This window comes from Diaphorobacter sp. C33 (assembly GCF_030503915.1).
Lineage (GTDB): Bacteria > Pseudomonadota > Gammaproteobacteria > Burkholderiales > Burkholderiaceae_C > Diaphorobacter > Diaphorobacter nitroreducens.
On record NZ_CP129980.1, the window covers coordinates 3,393,356 to 3,408,220 of the forward strand.

Here is a 14,865-nt window from a genome sequence, read left to right on the forward strand (position 1 = left end):
TGCAGGCACGGCCAGTTGCGGGACGATTGCACCGTACCCAAGAGAGGACATCTGCAATGGCTCAACTGCCCCAGCGCGCCGCGCCGAGCGCCTCAACCGTCGGCGAAGATCCACGCCATACCCGCAAAGCCTGGTCAGTGCTCATCGTCAGCACGCTCGCCTTCACCGTCTGCTTCATGGTCTGGATGATGTTCGGCGTCATCGGGATCCCGATCAAGAAGATGCTGAACCTCAGCTCCACCCAGTTCGGCCTGCTCACGGCCATGCCCGTGCTCACGGGCTCGCTGGTGCGCGTGCCGCTGGGTATCTGGACCGACCGCTACGGCGGCCGCATCGTGATGGCGTTGCTCATGGCCGCCACCGTTCCCGCCATTTGGATGATGGGTTACGCCACCGAATACTGGCATTTCCTCGTGATCGGCCTGTTCGTCGGTTTGGCGGGCGGTTCGTTCTCGGTCGGTACTCCCTACGTGGCCCGGTGGTTCCCCAAGCACCGCCAGGGCACGGCCATGGGCGTGTATGGCGCGGGCAACTCGGGCGCGGCCGTGAACAAGTTCGTGGCGCCCGTGATCCTGGTGGCCTTCGGGTGGGCGGCCGTGCCGCATGTGTATGCCGCCATCATGCTCGGTACGCTGGTGCTGTTCTGGCTGTTCAGCCACAGCGACCCGGCACACCTGGTGCCCAGCAACGTGTCCTTTGGCGAACAGCTCAAGGCACTGAAGGACCCCAAGGTGCTCAAGTACTGCCAGTACTACAGCATCGTGTTCGGTGGCTATGTGGCGCTTTCCCTGTGGATGGTGCAGTACTACGTCGGTGAGTACGGCCTCGACATCCGTGTGGCGGCGCTGCTGGCAGCCTGCTTCTCGCTGCCGGGTGGCGTGCTGCGCGCCATTGGCGGCGTGCTGTCCGACAAGTTCGGTGCGCACTCCGTGACCTGGTGGGTGATGTGGGTGAGCTGGATCTGCCTGTTCCTGCTGTCCTACCCGCAGACCGACTTCACCATCCAGACCGTCAACGGACCCACCACCCTGCACGTCGGCTTGAACGTATACATGTTCACCGCGCTGATGTTCGTCCTGGGCATCGCCTGGGCTTTCGGCAAGGCCAGCGTGTTCAAGTACATCAGCGACGACTACCCCAAGAACATCGGCGCCATCAGCGGCATCGTGGGCCTGGCGGGCGGCATGGGCGGCTTCATCCTGCCCATCCTGTTCGGCATGCTCATGGACTGGACGGGCATCCGCTCCAGTGCCTTCATGCTGATGTACGGCGTGGTATGGGTTTCGTTGATCTGGATGTATTTCACCGAGGTGCGCCGCACCGACGTGATGAAGTCTCACAACGCCGCCCCGGCTGCCCACTGATCCCCACCGGAGATCCCACATGTCCACCAACACCGTTTCGCAAGGCAGCGGCCGCAAAGGCCGGGTGCTCACGCTCTGGACCCCCGAGGACAAGTCCTTCTGGGCGCGAGAGGGCGAGGCTGTCGCCAAGATCAATCTCTGGATCTCGGTGCCCGCACTGTTCCTGGCCTTCGCCATCTGGCAGGTCTGGAGTGTGGTCGCCGTGAACTTGCCGGCACTGGGTTTCAAGTATTCGACCAACCAGCTGTTCTGGCTGGCTGCCGCCCCGGCGCTGTCTGGCGCCACGCTGCGTATCTTCTATTCCTTCATGGTGCCCATCTTCGGCGGCCGCCGCTGGACTGCGCTGTCCACCGCGTCGCTGCTGATCCCCGCCATCGGCATCGGCTATGCGGTGCAGGACAACACCACCAGCTACCCCACCATGCTTTTGTTGGCGCTGCTGTGCGGCCTGGGCGGCGGCAACTTCAGCTCCAGCATGGCCAACATCAGCTTCTTCTTCCCGAAGGAGCGCAAGGGTTCCGCGCTGGGTGTGAACGCCGGCCTGGGCAACCTGGGGGTGTCGGTGGTGCAGTTCCTGAGCCCGCTGGTCATTACGGCAGGCATCTTCGGTATCTTTGGCGGGGAGCCCCAGACCATCGTGAAGAATGGCCAGGAGCAGATGGTGTGGGCGCAGAACGCCGCCTTCATCTGGGTGCCCTGGATCGCACTGGCCGCGGTGGCGGCGTGGTTCGGCATGAACGACATTGCCGATGCGCGTGCCAGCTTCGCCGCGCAGGCGGCCATCTTCAAGCGCAAGCACAACTGGATCATGTGCGTGCTGTACCTGGGCACCTTCGGTTCGTTCATCGGATTTGCCGCAGGCTTTCCGCTGCTGATCAAGGCGCTCTTCCCTGAAGTCAACCCCCTGGCCTACGCCTGGCTGGGTCCGCTGGTGGGCGCCGTGGTGCGTCCGTTCGGCGGCTGGCTGGCCGACAAGGTGGGCGGTGCTCGGGTCACGGTTTGGAACTTCCTCGTCATGGCGCTGGCCGTGGTAGGCGTTCTGTTTTTCCTGCCCAAGGGCTCGGGCGGTTTTGCACTGCCCTTTGGCCCGGCTGAAGGCAGCTTCACGGGCTTCTTCCTGATGTTCCTGGTGCTCTTCTTCACCACCGGCATCGGCAACGGCTCCACCTTCCGCATGATCCCCGTGATCTTTCTGGCCCAGAAGCTGCGCGAGTTGCGCACCGATGACGAAGCATCGCGCGCCCAGGCCATCAAGGACGGCAACACCGAAGGCGCGGCCGCGGTGGGCTTCGCCGGAGCGCTGGGCGCCTACGGGGGCTTCTTCATTCCCAAGAGCTATGGCAGCTCCATCGCCGCGACGGGCGGTCCCGAATTCGCGCTGTGGATGTTTGCCGTTTTCTATGTTCTCTGCATCATCATCACTTGGTGGTACTACTCTCGCAAGCATGCAGAGATGCCCTGCTGAGCCACGCCACTACAACGATTTCCAAGGAGTCCCACGATGAGCCATTTCCTAGACCGTCTCTCGTACTTTGCGCAGCCGCGCGAAACCTTCTCGCAGGGCCACGGCCAGACCAACGGCGAAGACCGTACATGGGAAGACGCCTATCGCGACCGCTGGGCGCACGACAAGATCGTGCGCTCCACCCACGGTGTGAACTGCACGGGCAGTTGCTCGTGGAAGATCTACGTCAAGGGCGGCATCGTCACGTGGGAAACACAGCAGACCGACTACCCGCGCACGCGTCCCGATCTGCCCAACCATGAACCCCGCGGCTGCGCGCGCGGCGCCAGCTACAGCTGGTACCTGTACAGCGCCAATCGCGTGAAATACCCCATGGTGCGTGGCCGCCTGCTCAAGCACTGGCGTGCCGCACTGGCCATCGCCAAGAGCCCCGTGGACGCCTGGGCCGCCATCGTCGAGAACGACAGCGCGCGCCGCGAATGGCAGAAGCAGCGCGGCCTGGGCGGCTTCGTGCGCAGCACCTGGGACGAGGTCAACCAGATGATCGCCGCGGCGAACGTCTACACCATCAAGAAGCACGGGCCGGACCGCATCATCGGCTTCTCGCCGATCCCGGCCATGTCGATGATCTCGTACGCTGCCGGCAGCCGCTACCTGAACCTGATCGGCGGCGTGCCGATGAGCTTTTACGACTGGTACTGTGACCTGCCTCCGTCCAGCCCGCAGGTGTGGGGCGAGCAGACCGACGTGCCCGAGTCGGCCGACTGGTACAACTCCAACTTCATCATCGCCTGGGGCTCCAACGTGCCCCAGACGCGCACGCCCGATGCGCACTTCTTCACCGAAGTGCGTTACAAGGGCGCCAAGGTCGTGGCCGTGACGCCCGATTACTCCGAGGTGGCCAAGCTGGCCGACCTGTGGCTGCACCCCAAGCAGGGCACCGACGCCGCCGTGGCCATGGCCATGGGCCACGTGATCCTCAAGGAGTTCTACTTCGACAAGCGCTCGGCGTACTTCGACGACTACGCGCGCCGCTACACCGACCTGCCGCTGCTGGTGGTGCTCAAGGAGAAGACGCTGCCGGATGGCCGCACGGTGATGGTCCCCGACCGCTATGTGCGCGCCAGCGACTTCGGCGACAAGCTGGGCCAGACCAACCACCCCGACTGGAAGACCGTGGCCTACGGCACCGACGGCAAGGTGGCGCTGCCCAATGGCTCCATCGGCTTCCGCTGGGGCAAGGACGGCCGTGACGACCAGGGCCTGTGGAACCTGGAGTCCAAGGAGGCGCGCACGGGCAACGACGTGCAGCTCAAGCTGTCGGTGCTGGAAGACGGGGCGCAAGAGCACCAGGTGACCGATGTCGCCTTCCCGTACTTCGGCGGCATCGAGACACCCAACTTCGAGGCCAACGACCAGGGCGGCGACGTGATCGTGCGCCGCGTGCCCATCACCCACCTCGACCTGCAGGGCGAGGGCGTGCAGGGCCGCGTGGCCGTGGCCACGGTGTTCGACCTGCAGGTGGCCAACTACGGCATCCTGCGCGGCCTGCAGGGCGAGGAGAAGGACGGAGGCTACGACGCCAACGCCCCCTATACCCCGGCGTGGCAGGAAAGCATTACCGGCGTGCCGCGCGATCAGGTGATCGCCATCGCGCGCCAGTTTGCCGACAACGCCGACAAGACCCACGGCAAGTCCATGGTGATCATCGGCGCGGCCATGAACCACTGGTACCACTGCGACATGAACTACCGCGGCATCATCAACATGCTGATGATGTGCGGCTGTATCGGCCAGAGCGGCGGCGGCTGGTCGCACTACGTGGGCCAGGAAAAGCTGCGCCCGCAGACGGGTTGGACCGCGCTGGCCTTCGCGCTGGACTGGATCCGCCCGCCGCGCCAGCAGAACTCCACCAGCTTCTTCTATGCCCACACCGACCAGTGGCGCTACGAGAAACTGGGCGTCGAGGAAGTGCTATCGCCCCTGGCGGATGCCAAGGCCTACCAGGGATCGATGATCGATTTCAACGTGCGCTCCGAGCGCATGGGCTGGTTGCCCAGCGCGCCGCAGCTACAGACCAACCCGCTGCAAGTGGTGCGGGATGCCGCCGCCAAGGGGATGGACGCCAAGGACTACGTGGTGCAGTCGCTCAAGAACGGCTCGCTCACGCTGAGCTGCGAGGACCCCGACAACCCGATGAACTGGCCGCGCAACATGTTCGTGTGGCGTTCCAACATCTTGGGCTCGTCGGGCAAGGGGCATGAGTACTTCCTCAAGCACCTGCTGGGCACCACCAACGGCGTGCAGGGCAAGGACCTGGGCAAGGACGAGGCCAAGCCCACCGAGGTGAAGTGGCATGCCCAGGCGCCCGAAGGCAAGCTGGACCTGCTGGTGACGTTGGACTTCCGCATGAGCACGACTTGCCTGTATTCGGACATCGTGCTGCCCACGGCGACGTGGTACGAGAAGAACGATCTCAACACCAGCGACATGCACCCCTTCATCCACCCGCTGTCGGCAGCCGTCGACCCTGCGTGGCAGTCGCGCAGCGACTGGGAGATCTACAAGGGCTTCGCCAAGGCCTTCAGCGAAGTCTGCGTGGGCCACCTGGGCGTGGAAAAGGAAGTCGTACTCACGCCGATCATGCACGACACCCCGGCCGAGCTGGCACAGCCCTACGGCGTGAAGGACTGGAAGCGCGGCGAGTGCGACCTGATCCCCGGCGTGACCGCTCCGCAGGTGACGGTGGTCGAGCGCGACTACCCCAACACCTACAAGCGCTTCACGGCCCTGGGCCCGCTGATGGACAAGGTAGGCAACGGCGGTAAAGGCATTGCCTGGAACACCGAGACCGAAGTGGCGCAGCTGGGCGACCTCAACGGCCGCGTGCGCGAGGAAGGCGTCACGCAGGGCCGTCCGCGCATCGTGAGCGATATTGACGCCACCGAAGTGGTGATGATGCTCGCCCCCGAGACCAACGGCCACGTGGCCTGCAAGGCCTGGGAGGCCCTGGGCAAGCAGACCGGGCGCGACCACGTGCACCTGGCGCTGCACCGCGAGGACGAGAAGATCCGTTTCCGCGACATCCAGGCGCAGCCGCGCAAGATCATCAGCTCGCCCACCTGGAGCGGGCTGGAGAGCGAGAAGGTCAGCTACAACGCCGGCTACACCAACGTGCATGAGCTGATCCCATGGCGCACCCTCACGGGTCGCCAGCAGTTCTACCAGGACCATCCCTGGATGCGCGACTTTGGCGAGGGCTTCGTGAGCTACCGTCCGCCGGTGCACCTGAAGGCACTGCACGAGGTCGAGGGCAAGATGCCCAACGGCAATCCCGAGATCGCGCTGAACTTCATCACGCCGCACCAGAAGTGGGGCATCCACAGCACGTACAGCGACAACCTGCACATGCTCACGCTCAACCGCGGCGGCCCGGTGATCTGGCTCAGCGAGGACGACGCCAAGCGCGGCGGCATCGTGGACAACGACTGGGTGGAGCTGTTCAACGCCAACGGCGCCATTGCGGCCCGTGCGGTGGTCAGCCAGCGCGTGAACCCGGGCATGGTGCTCATGTACCACGCGCAGGAAAAGATCATCAACACCCCGGGCTCGGAGATCACGGGCACGCGCGGCGGCATCCACAACTCCGTCACGCGCGTGGTGCTGAAGCCCACGCACATGATCGGCGGGTACGCGCAGTACAGCTACGGCTTCAACTATTACGGGACCATCGGCACCAACCGCGACGAGTTCGTGCTGGTGCGCAAGATGCGCCGCGTCGACTGGATGGACGACGAGGCATCCACCAGCGCCGCCCACGCCTGAGCGATAAGGAGAGACACGATGAAAATTCGCGCACAAATCGGCATGGTGCTGAACCTGGACAAGTGCATCGGTTGCCACACCTGTTCCGTCACCTGCAAGAACGTCTGGACCAGCCGTCCCGGCGTGGAATACGCCTGGTTCAACAACGTCGAGACCAAACCCGGCATCGGCTACCCCAAGGAATGGGAAAACCAGGACAAGTGGAACGGCGGCTGGGTGCGCAACCCGGACGGCTCCATCGCCCCCCGCCAGGGCGGCAAGTGGAAGCTGCTCATGCGCATCTTCGCCAACCCTAACCTGCCGCAGATCGACGACTACTACGAGCCCTTCACCTTCGATTACGACCACCTGCAGTCGGCGCCCGAGATGAAGGCCGCGCCCACGGCGCGCCCGCGCAGCCTGATCACGGGCCAGCGCATGGAAAAGATCGAATGGGGCCCGAACTGGGAGGAAATCCTGGGCGGCGAGTTCTCCAAGCGCAGCGCCGACGTGAACTTCGAGCAGGTCCAGAAGGACATGTACGGCCAGTTCGAGAACACCTTCATGATGTACCTGCCGCGCCTGTGCGAGCACTGCCTGAACCCGGCGTGCGTGGCATCGTGCCCCTCGGGCTCGATCTACAAGCGCGAGGAAGACGGCATCGTGCTGATCGACCAGGACAAGTGCCGCGGCTGGCGCATGTGCGTCTCGGGCTGCCCCTACAAGAAGATCTATTACAACTGGCAGACCGGCAAGGCCGAGAAGTGCATCTTCTGCTACCCGCGCATCGAGGCGGGGCAGCCCACGGTGTGTTCCGAGACCTGCGTGGGCCGCATCCGCTACCTGGGTGTGCTGCTGTATGACGCCGACCGCATCCAGGAAGCCGCCAGCGTGGAGCGCGACCGCGACCTGTACGAGGCGCAGCTGGACATCTTCCTGGACCCCAACGACCCGGACGTGATCCGCCAGGCCAAAGCCGACGGCATCTCCGACGCCTGGCTGGAAGCCGCCAAGAACAGCCCCGTCTACAAGATGGCCGTGGACTGGAAGATCGCACTGCCGCTGCACCCCGAATACCGCACACTGCCCATGGTGTGGTACGTGCCGCCGCTGTCGCCCATCACCTCGGCGGCCAACGCCGGCCACCTGGGCGTGAATGGCGAGATTCCCGATGTGTCGCAGCTGCGCATCCCCGTGCAGTACCTGGCCAACCTGCTCACCGCCGGCGACACCGGCCCCGTGGTGCGGGCGCTGGAGCGCATGCTGGCCATGCGCGCCTACCAGCGCGGTATGCATGTGGACCGCCAGCAGAACCTGGCCGTGCTGCAGCAGGTGGGGCTCACGGTGCATGAAGTGGAAGACATGTACCAGGTCATGGCGATCGCCAACTACGAAGACCGCTTCGTCATCCCCTCGGCGCACCGCGAGTACGCCGAGAACGCATTCGACCTGCGCGGTGGCTGCGGCTTCTCGTTCGGCAACGGGTGCTCCGACGGCTCCACGGACGTGAGCATGTTCGGTGGCAAGAAGCGACGCACCATCCCCATCAAGGCCACGGTCTGAGGCGAAAGGAAGAACTGCCATGTTCCAGAAAACGCCTGAATCCCTGCGCCTGACGCTGCGTGCGCTGGCGCACCTGCTGGGCTATCCCGATGCCGCGCTGCGTGCGAACGCGCCGGCACTGCTGGACGCGTTGCGGCTGGAGCGCGCCCTGCCCGAGGCGCGCATGCAGGAGATCGAAGCCCTGTGCCGCCAACTGTGTGCCATGGAGCCCTACGAGGCCGAGGCGCGTTACGTCGACACCTTCGACCGCGGCCGCCAGACCTCGCTGCACCTGTTCGAGCACGTGCACGGCGACTCGCGCGAGCGCGGCCCCGCGCTCATCGACCTGATGCAGACCTACGAGAAGGCCGGCCTGCAGTTCGACGCGCAGGAACTGCCCGACCATCTGGCGGTGGTGCTGGAGTTCGCCTCCACCCAGCCGCCGGCCGTGGCGCGCGAATTCCTCGGCGAGATGGCGCACATCCTCAATGCGCTGTTCACCGCGCTGACCAGCAAGGGCAACCCCTACGCCTGCGTGATCGCGGCGGTGCTCGAAGTCGCCGGCCAGCGCGTGCAGGCCGTCGCCATCGCGCCCGAGCCGGGCCTGGACGACGCCTGGGCGGAGCCCGAGGCATTCGACGGCTGCGCCACCCGCGGCCAGAACCGCCCGGACCAGCCCCAACCCCTGCATTTCGTGCGCAACGCACGCACCAACTCGTCCCAAGGAGCCTCGGTATGACCGCCTGGATCGACAACCTCTTGTTCGGCCTGTACCCCTACATCTGTCTGGCCGTTTTCTTCATCGGCAGCTGGGCGCGCTTCGACCGCGACCAGTACACATGGAAGAGCGACTCCTCGCAGCTGCTGCGCCGCGGCAGCCTGCGCTGGGGCAGCAACCTGTTCCACGTGGGCGTGCTGGTCCTGTTCTTCGGCCACTTCGTGGGCATGCTCACGCCGCACGCGCTGTACGAGCCCTTCATGAGCGCAGGTGCCAAGCAGATCATGGCCATGGTCGTGGGCGGCGTGGCCGGCACCCTGGGCTTCATCGGCGTGACGCTGCTGCTGCACCGCCGCCTGACGGATGCGCGTATCCGCGCCACCTCCAAGACCAGCGACATCCTGCTGCTGTGGGTGCTGTGGGTGCAGTTGGCCCTGGGCCTGGCGACCATTCCGCTGTCGGCGCAGCACCTGGACGGCTCGATGATGATGCTGCTGGCCGAATGGGCGCAACGCATCGTCACCTTCCGCGGCGGCGCCGTGGAACTGCTGGCCAATGCCGGCTGGGTGTTCAAGGCGCACATGTTCCTGGGCATGACCGTGTTCCTGATCTTCCCGTTCACCCGCCTGGTGCACGTGTGGAGCGGGTTTGGCACACTGGCCTACATCACGCGCCCGTACCAACTGGTGCGCGCCCGCCGCATGAACCTGCCCGCAGGCCACAACCAGCCGGGCAACCGCAACGCGCTATGAAGTAAATAGCTACCAGCGCTTGCTGGTAGCGGGCTGGAGGTCAATTTCGCTTGAAATCGGCTTTCGGCTTCCCAGCCTCCAGGAGAACCCCATGAGCAACACCACCTGCGGATCGGGCGGCTGCGGCTGCGCCGGCAGCACCGACAACCTCCCACAGGAAGACGCCGCCCCGGTGGCCCGCATCAATGGCGTGCCTCTGCACGCCGACGGCGAGATCCTGCCGCCCGATGCACTGCGCCAGCGCGCCTGCACCGAGCTGCTGCGCCAGCAGGCGCAGCGCGAGGGGCTGTTGTCGCAAGACGACGCGCCGGGCCTGGACGGCGCCACCAGCGCCGAGGCATCGCAGGCCATCGAGCGCCTGCTCGACCAGGCCCTGCAAGTGCCCGAGCCCTCCGAGGAGGCCTGCCGCCGCTACCACGCCGCCCACCCGACGCTGGGCGGGCAGGGCGAGCGCGTGCGGATGCGCCACGTGCTGTTCGCGGTCACCCCGGGGGTGGATGTGAAGCTGCTGCGCCAGCGCGCCGAAGGCGTGTTGCTGGACCTGCGTTGCGCTGACGATGACGGCGCGCGCTTTGCCGCCGCGGCGGGCCAGTGGTCCAACTGCCCCAGCGGGCAGGAGGGCGGCGATCTGGGCTGGCTGTCGGCCGAGGACTGCGCGCCCGAGTTCGCGCGCGAGGTGTTCGGCACGCAGGAAGTGGGCGTGCTCTCGCGCCTGGTGCACAGCCGCTTCGGCCTGCACGTGGTCGAGGTGTGCGAGCGCCAGCCGGGCCAGGAGCTGCCCTTCGAGCAGGTGCGCACCAGCGTGGCGCTCATGCTGCGCCAGCAGGCGTGGGTCAACGCGCTGCGCCAGTACCTGCAGTTGCTGGCGGGCGAGGCCGAGGTCGAGGGCGTGCACCTCGATGCGGCCGATACGCCGCTGGTGCAGTAGCGCCAGGCAGGGGAGACACCCATGCCTGACGACGAGCTGCTGCAACGGCTGCGCCGCTTCCATCTGGATGCCTTCCCCCAATACCGCGAGCAATTCCAGACGCTCGTGGACGAGGGGCAACACCCGACGACCCTGTTCATCGGGTGCTCGGATTCCCGTCTGCTGCCCTACCTGCTGACGGGGGCAGGACCGGGCGAGCTGTTCCTGGTGCGCAACGTGGGGGCCTTCGTGCCGCCCTACGACGGCTCCTACGGCCACCACGGCACGGCCGCCGCCATCGAGTTCGCGGTGCTCGAACTGCATGTGAGCCGCATCGTCGTGTGTGGCCACAGCCACTGCGGCGCCATCAAGGCGCTGTATGGCGAGGTCTCGCCCGAGGCGCGCAACCTGCAGCGCTGGCTGGACCTGGGCCGCGAGGCCGCGCTGCCCGTGCAGCCCGGCCCCGAAGCCCTGCGCCGCACCGAACAGCGCGCCGTGGTGCTGCAACTGGAACGCCTCATGGAGTACCCCATGGTGCGCCGCCGCGTTGAGGACGGCAGCATTGCGCTGCATGGCTGGCACTACGTGATCGAGGAGGGCGAGGTCCACGTGTTCGACGTGGCCACCGGCGGCTTCGTGGCGGCGTCCAAGGCCAAGAGCAGCGGCACGGGCCCGTATGCGCCGTATGTGGAACATGATGGGCAAGTGCTGGTGGATTGAGGTGCGCGCTGGCCACACTGGGCGAGGCCCACGCCCATGACTGAAGCGCGGCGCCGCACCGTGCCCCTGCGCAGCGAGCTCGCCGCGCCGGGCCGGCCCTCGGCCGAGGCGCTGGCGCGGCTGGACCGGCGCTGGCGGCCGCGCTACCTCATGCTGGCGCCGCACCGGCTGGGGTTCTTCCTGGCGATGCTGCTGCTCATGGCCTCGGGCCTGTGGTGGGCTCTGGTGCAGATCGACCGCGTGAGCGGGGCGCTGGCATTGCCATACGGTGTGGCGCCGTCGCTGGTGCACGCGGCGGTGATGACGTTTGGCTTCATGCCGCTGTTTTTCGCCGGCTTTCTTTTCACCGCGGGACCGAAGTGGCTGCATGTCGAGCCCTGGCCGGTCTCCCGCGTCATGCCGCCCCTGCTGCTGCAGGCCGGCGGCTGGCTGGTGTGGCTCGCCGGCGGTTCCTGGGGGCTATTGGTTGCGCTCGCCGGCTGCGCTGTCGCGTTCCTCGGGTTGGGGTGGATGACAGTGCTTTTCATCCGCCTGGTCCAGCGCAGCACGCTGCAGGACCGTTTGCATGCGCGCGCCATTGCCGCGGCCTGCCTGGTGGGCTGCGTGTGCATCGCGGCGCTGGGGCTGAGCCTGGCCGGCGGCCGTGGCGACCTGGCGCGTGCCTGGGTGCTGACCGGGCTGTGGGGGTTCGTGGCCGCGGTCTTCGTGGTGGTGGCGCACCGCATGATTCCTTTCTTCACCTCGGCCGTGCTGCCCATGGTGCAGGCATGGCGCCCTTTCTGGGTTCTGTGGCTGATGCTTGCCGCGGTGGTGGCCGAGGCGCTCGCCGTCTGGCTGCCGTGGCTAGGCTGGGCGCCCGCGCTTGACACGGGCGGGCTGCTGGTGCGTGGCGCGCTGGAGTTGTCGGTGGGGGCCGTGCTGGTGTGGCTGGCCTACCGCTGGGGCCTGCTGCAGAGCTTGGCGCAGCGCCTGCTGGCCATGCTGCACATCGGCTTCATCTGGCTGGGGTTGGCCTTCGTGGGCCATGGCTTGGCGCACGGGGTGCAGGGTCTCTACGGCAGCGCTGCTGGGGAACTGGGCGCGCTGCATGCGCTCACCATGGGGTGCCTGGGCTCGCTCATGCTCGCCATGGTCACGCGCGTGTCCTGCGGCCATGGCGGCCGCGCGCTGGTGGCGGACCGCCTGGTCTGGACGCTGTTCTGGGTGCTGCAACTGGCGACCGTGGTGCGGCTGGCGGCGAGCGCGCCATTGCCCTGGTCGCCCGTGCTGTTGGCCGTCGCGGCCCTGCTGTGGGCTGGCATCATGGCGGTGTGGGGCCTGCGCCTCATCGGCTGGTATGGCCGGCTGCGCGCCGATGGCCGGCCGGGGTGAATGCCATGGAACAGGAGAGACCGGTGCCTCCACAGGCCTTGAACAATGCAGCCGCCACGGCGGAACTGGCCGCCGCGCTGCTGCAGGCGCGCCAGACCATCCTGCCAAAGCGGCTGGGCACGCCGGGGCCGGACGCCGCGCAGCTGCAGGCCATATTGGCCGCGGCCGCGCATGCGCCGGACCATGGCTGTCTGCTGCCCTGGCGTTTTGTTTTGGTGCCCGACGCGGCCCGCGCGGCGCTGGGCCAGGCGTTTGCCGATGCGCTGCGCGAGCGCGACGCGCAGGCCACGCCCGAGCAGCAGGAGCAGGCGCGCGAGAAGGCCCTGCGCGCGCCCGTGTTGCTGCTGGTGGTGGTGGACGAATGCGGGGGCGATCCCGAGATCGCACCCAGTGAGCGGCTGGTGTCCGCGGGTTGCGCGGTGCAGAACCTGCTGCTCATGGCGACCGCGCTGGGTTTTGGCTCGGCGCTCACCAGCGGCAAGGCGCTGCAGTCGCAGGCGCTGCGCGGGCTGTTCGCGCTGGGCGAAGGCGAGCGCGCGCTGTGTTTCGTGAGCGTGGGAACGGTCGTGTCGCGCAAGCCCGTGCGCGCGCGGCCCGTGCCGGCGCAGTATGTGGGCACGCTGGTGCCCGGCCGGGGCGTGCAGCCTTGGCCGCAACAAGGGGAATGAATGCAAGTGAAAACCGAGATCAACAGTTTTGACGACCTGCTGCGCGCCGCGCGCAGCCACCGCGAGCGCCAGCGCCTGCTGTTCGTGTTTGCTGGCACAGAGCTGCCCGACGAGGCCACGCCGGAGCAGCGCGAGCGCTTCGCGCAGGGCGAGGGCGGGGTGCTGGTGCCGCTGATGTGCGTGGACAAGCTGCCCGAGGAGTTGGAGTCGTTCGACGCGCTGGTGCGCGAGTCGCAGCAGTTCGAGCAGCCGGGCCAGCCCTGGCGCCTGGTGTTCACCGCGGCGCTGTCGGGCACGGCGGCGCAGGCGCCGTCCGACGACGACGCCGACAAGGTGCTGCGCCGCATGGTGGAGGCCGTGAAAACGGGCGCTTTCAGCGCCTATCTGCCCTTCAACCGCGACGGCCAGCCCGTGCGGCTGGGCTGACGCCATGGCCAGCCGTGTGTCCCTGCCCGGTCTGCACACGCCAGGCGCGGGCTTTGACGAGCCGTTCGAGATGCTGGGCGCCTGCCATGACCGCGTTCGCCGCTCGCTGGACCTGCTGCAGCGCCTGCGCGACTACCTCAAGACGCACGCCTGCGATGACTCCGCCCGCCAGGCGGCGCGCGACGTGCTGCGCTATTTCGACATCGCCGCCCCGCTGCACCACGAGGACGAGGAACTCCACGTCTTCCCGCCCCTGCTGGCCGGTGGCGACGCCGCGCTGACGGACCTGGTGCGCCAGCTGCAGCGGGACCATGTGCTGATGGCCGAACGCTGGGCTACCGCGCGCGTGGGGTTGCAGGCGCTGGCCGACGGGGCCGTGCAGGCGTTCACGCCGCAGCACGAGACGGCCTTGGACCGGTTTGCGCAGTGCTACGACGATCACCTGCGCCATGAAGACGACCGCATCTATCCCGCCGCGCGCGCGCTGCTGGACGACCCCGCACAGCAGTCCATGGGGCAGGAGATGGCGCGTCGCCGCGGCGTGCGTTGATCGCTATTAAAATATGAGCTGCTACCGCTTGATGGATAAGCGCTAGAGCCATTTTTCATCTGGATCGGACGGGCGGCTGCGCGCCGCTGTTCGTCAGCGGGATGCCCCCAAAAAGAAGGCGCCGTGGCCTAGGCCACGGCGCGCTGTGCCCCTCACGGGGCGGCGACCCGCCGGGGGCGGACCGCAACGGGGGCCTGGCCCCCGAAACTCTCGTGCCGCGTCAGTGCACGATCACCGGGTTCTGCGCGAGCCCGACGTAGCCATCCAGCGTGTCCTCCACCTCTTCCTGGGTGGGCGTGTTGCGCTGCCAGGCCAGGATCTGCTGCTGGAACATTTCGGCCCAGGAGCCATCCAGGTACACCTCCTTGCCGGAGCGCTTGTCCACGATCTCGAAGCCATGGCGCACCAGTTGTGGAACGGCGGGCGTGGCGGCGTCGCTGGCGCTGTCGGGGGTTGCGTCTGCCAGCATGTGGACCACCACAAAGGAGTCGGAGTCGTAGAGCATATTCATGGCGTGTCCCCCTATCGGTATGCCTGTCAGATTGCAGCGGATCGGCAGAGTTCAAGGCCCCGCGCCC

Annotated in this window: 13 protein-coding genes; 12 read left to right on the forward strand and 1 reads right to left on the reverse strand. The window is 67.0% G+C overall.

What is annotated here, in order from left to right; all coding sequences use genetic code 11:
• Positions 1-56: 56 nt before the first annotated feature.
• The 12 genes from QY917_RS16015 to QY917_RS16070 all read left to right on the forward strand — a co-directional run bounded on the left by QY917_RS16015 (position 57) and on the right by QY917_RS16070 (position 14,287).
• Positions 57-1,364, forward strand: a complete 1,308-nt coding sequence (locus tag QY917_RS16015) for a nitrate/nitrite transporter (protein ID WP_123674875.1) — start codon at positions 57-59, stop codon at positions 1,362-1,364.
• A gap of 19 nt (positions 1,365-1,383) precedes the next feature.
• Positions 1,384-2,829 (forward strand): NarK family nitrate/nitrite MFS transporter, encoded by a 1,446-nt coding sequence (locus tag QY917_RS16020; protein WP_123674876.1) that lies wholly within the window; start codon positions 1,384-1,386, stop codon positions 2,827-2,829.
• 36 nt (positions 2,830-2,865) lie between these two features.
• Complete coding sequence (locus QY917_RS16025) at positions 2,866-6,654, forward strand: nitrate reductase subunit alpha (RefSeq protein WP_123674877.1); 3,789 nt, start codon at positions 2,866-2,868, stop codon at positions 6,652-6,654.
• 18 nt (positions 6,655-6,672) lie between these two features.
• Positions 6,673-8,196 (forward strand): nitrate reductase subunit beta, encoded by a 1,524-nt coding sequence (gene narH / locus QY917_RS16030; RefSeq protein WP_012655471.1) that lies wholly within the window; start codon positions 6,673-6,675, stop codon positions 8,194-8,196.
• 19 nt (positions 8,197-8,215) lie between these two features.
• Positions 8,216-8,914, forward strand: a complete 699-nt coding sequence (gene narJ / locus QY917_RS16035; protein ID WP_012655472.1) for a nitrate reductase molybdenum cofactor assembly chaperone — start codon at positions 8,216-8,218, stop codon at positions 8,912-8,914.
• On the forward strand, positions 8,911-9,645 hold the full coding sequence (narI, locus tag QY917_RS16040) for a respiratory nitrate reductase subunit gamma (protein WP_012655473.1): 735 nt from the start codon (positions 8,911-8,913) through the stop codon (positions 9,643-9,645). Before narJ ends, narI begins: the two co-directional genes overlap by 4 nt.
• Before the next feature lie 91 nt (positions 9,646-9,736).
• A complete protein-coding gene (locus QY917_RS16045) occupies positions 9,737-10,573 on the forward strand; it encodes a peptidylprolyl isomerase (RefSeq protein WP_123674878.1) in 837 nt (278 codons plus the stop codon).
• 21 nt (positions 10,574-10,594) lie between these two features.
• A complete protein-coding gene (locus QY917_RS16050; RefSeq protein ID WP_011803901.1) occupies positions 10,595-11,272 on the forward strand; it encodes a carbonic anhydrase in 678 nt (225 codons plus the stop codon).
• A gap of 36 nt (positions 11,273-11,308) precedes the next feature.
• Positions 11,309-12,643, forward strand: coding sequence for an NnrS family protein (locus tag QY917_RS16055; protein ID WP_123674879.1), 1,335 nt, complete (start codon positions 11,309-11,311; stop codon positions 12,641-12,643).
• A gap of 5 nt (positions 12,644-12,648) precedes the next feature.
• Positions 12,649-13,311, forward strand: coding sequence for a nitroreductase family protein (locus QY917_RS16060; protein WP_123674880.1), 663 nt, complete (start codon positions 12,649-12,651; stop codon positions 13,309-13,311).
• On the forward strand, positions 13,312-13,737 hold the full coding sequence (locus QY917_RS16065) for a hypothetical protein (protein WP_011803904.1): 426 nt from the start codon (positions 13,312-13,314) through the stop codon (positions 13,735-13,737). It abuts the gene before it with no gap.
• 4 nt (positions 13,738-13,741) lie between these two features.
• Positions 13,742-14,287, forward strand: a complete 546-nt coding sequence (locus tag QY917_RS16070; RefSeq protein ID WP_123674881.1) for a hemerythrin domain-containing protein — start codon at positions 13,742-13,744, stop codon at positions 14,285-14,287.
• Between the two features lie 220 nt (positions 14,288-14,507).
• Here QY917_RS16070 and QY917_RS16075 read toward each other — a convergent pair whose 3' ends face one another.
• The gene (locus QY917_RS16075; protein WP_011803906.1) at positions 14,508-14,798 is read right to left on the reverse strand and encodes a DUF3567 domain-containing protein; all 291 of its coding nucleotides are present in this window, start codon (positions 14,796-14,798) and stop codon (positions 14,508-14,510) included.
• Positions 14,799-14,865: the final 67 nt, after the last annotated feature.

What these genes read in the sequence shown, in the direction of transcription:
- QY917_RS16015 (WP_123674875.1), top strand. Translation starts at nt 57, where the DNA reads ATGGCTCAACTGCCCCAGCGCGCCGCGCCGAGCGCCTCAACCGTCGGC.
- QY917_RS16020 (WP_123674876.1), top strand. Translation starts at nt 1,384, where the DNA reads ATGTCCACCAACACCGTTTCGCAAGGCAGCGGCCGCAAAGGCCGGGTG.
- QY917_RS16025 (WP_123674877.1), top strand. Translation starts at nt 2,866, where the DNA reads ATGAGCCATTTCCTAGACCGTCTCTCGTACTTTGCGCAGCCGCGCGAA.
- narH (WP_012655471.1), top strand. Translation starts at nt 6,673, where the DNA reads ATGAAAATTCGCGCACAAATCGGCATGGTGCTGAACCTGGACAAGTGC.
- narJ (WP_012655472.1), top strand. Translation starts at nt 8,216, where the DNA reads ATGTTCCAGAAAACGCCTGAATCCCTGCGCCTGACGCTGCGTGCGCTG.
- narI (WP_012655473.1), top strand. Translation starts at nt 8,911, where the DNA reads ATGACCGCCTGGATCGACAACCTCTTGTTCGGCCTGTACCCCTACATC.
- QY917_RS16045 (WP_123674878.1), top strand. Translation starts at nt 9,737, where the DNA reads ATGAGCAACACCACCTGCGGATCGGGCGGCTGCGGCTGCGCCGGCAGC.
- QY917_RS16050 (WP_011803901.1), top strand. Translation starts at nt 10,595, where the DNA reads ATGCCTGACGACGAGCTGCTGCAACGGCTGCGCCGCTTCCATCTGGAT.
- QY917_RS16055 (WP_123674879.1), top strand. Translation starts at nt 11,309, where the DNA reads ATGACTGAAGCGCGGCGCCGCACCGTGCCCCTGCGCAGCGAGCTCGCC.
- QY917_RS16060 (WP_123674880.1), top strand. Translation starts at nt 12,649, where the DNA reads ATGGAACAGGAGAGACCGGTGCCTCCACAGGCCTTGAACAATGCAGCC.
- QY917_RS16065 (WP_011803904.1), top strand. Translation starts at nt 13,312, where the DNA reads ATGCAAGTGAAAACCGAGATCAACAGTTTTGACGACCTGCTGCGCGCC.
- QY917_RS16070 (WP_123674881.1), top strand. Translation starts at nt 13,742, where the DNA reads ATGGCCAGCCGTGTGTCCCTGCCCGGTCTGCACACGCCAGGCGCGGGC.
- QY917_RS16075 (WP_011803906.1), bottom strand. Translation starts at nt 14,798, where the DNA reads ATGAATATGCTCTACGACTCCGACTCCTTTGTGGTGGTCCACATGCTG.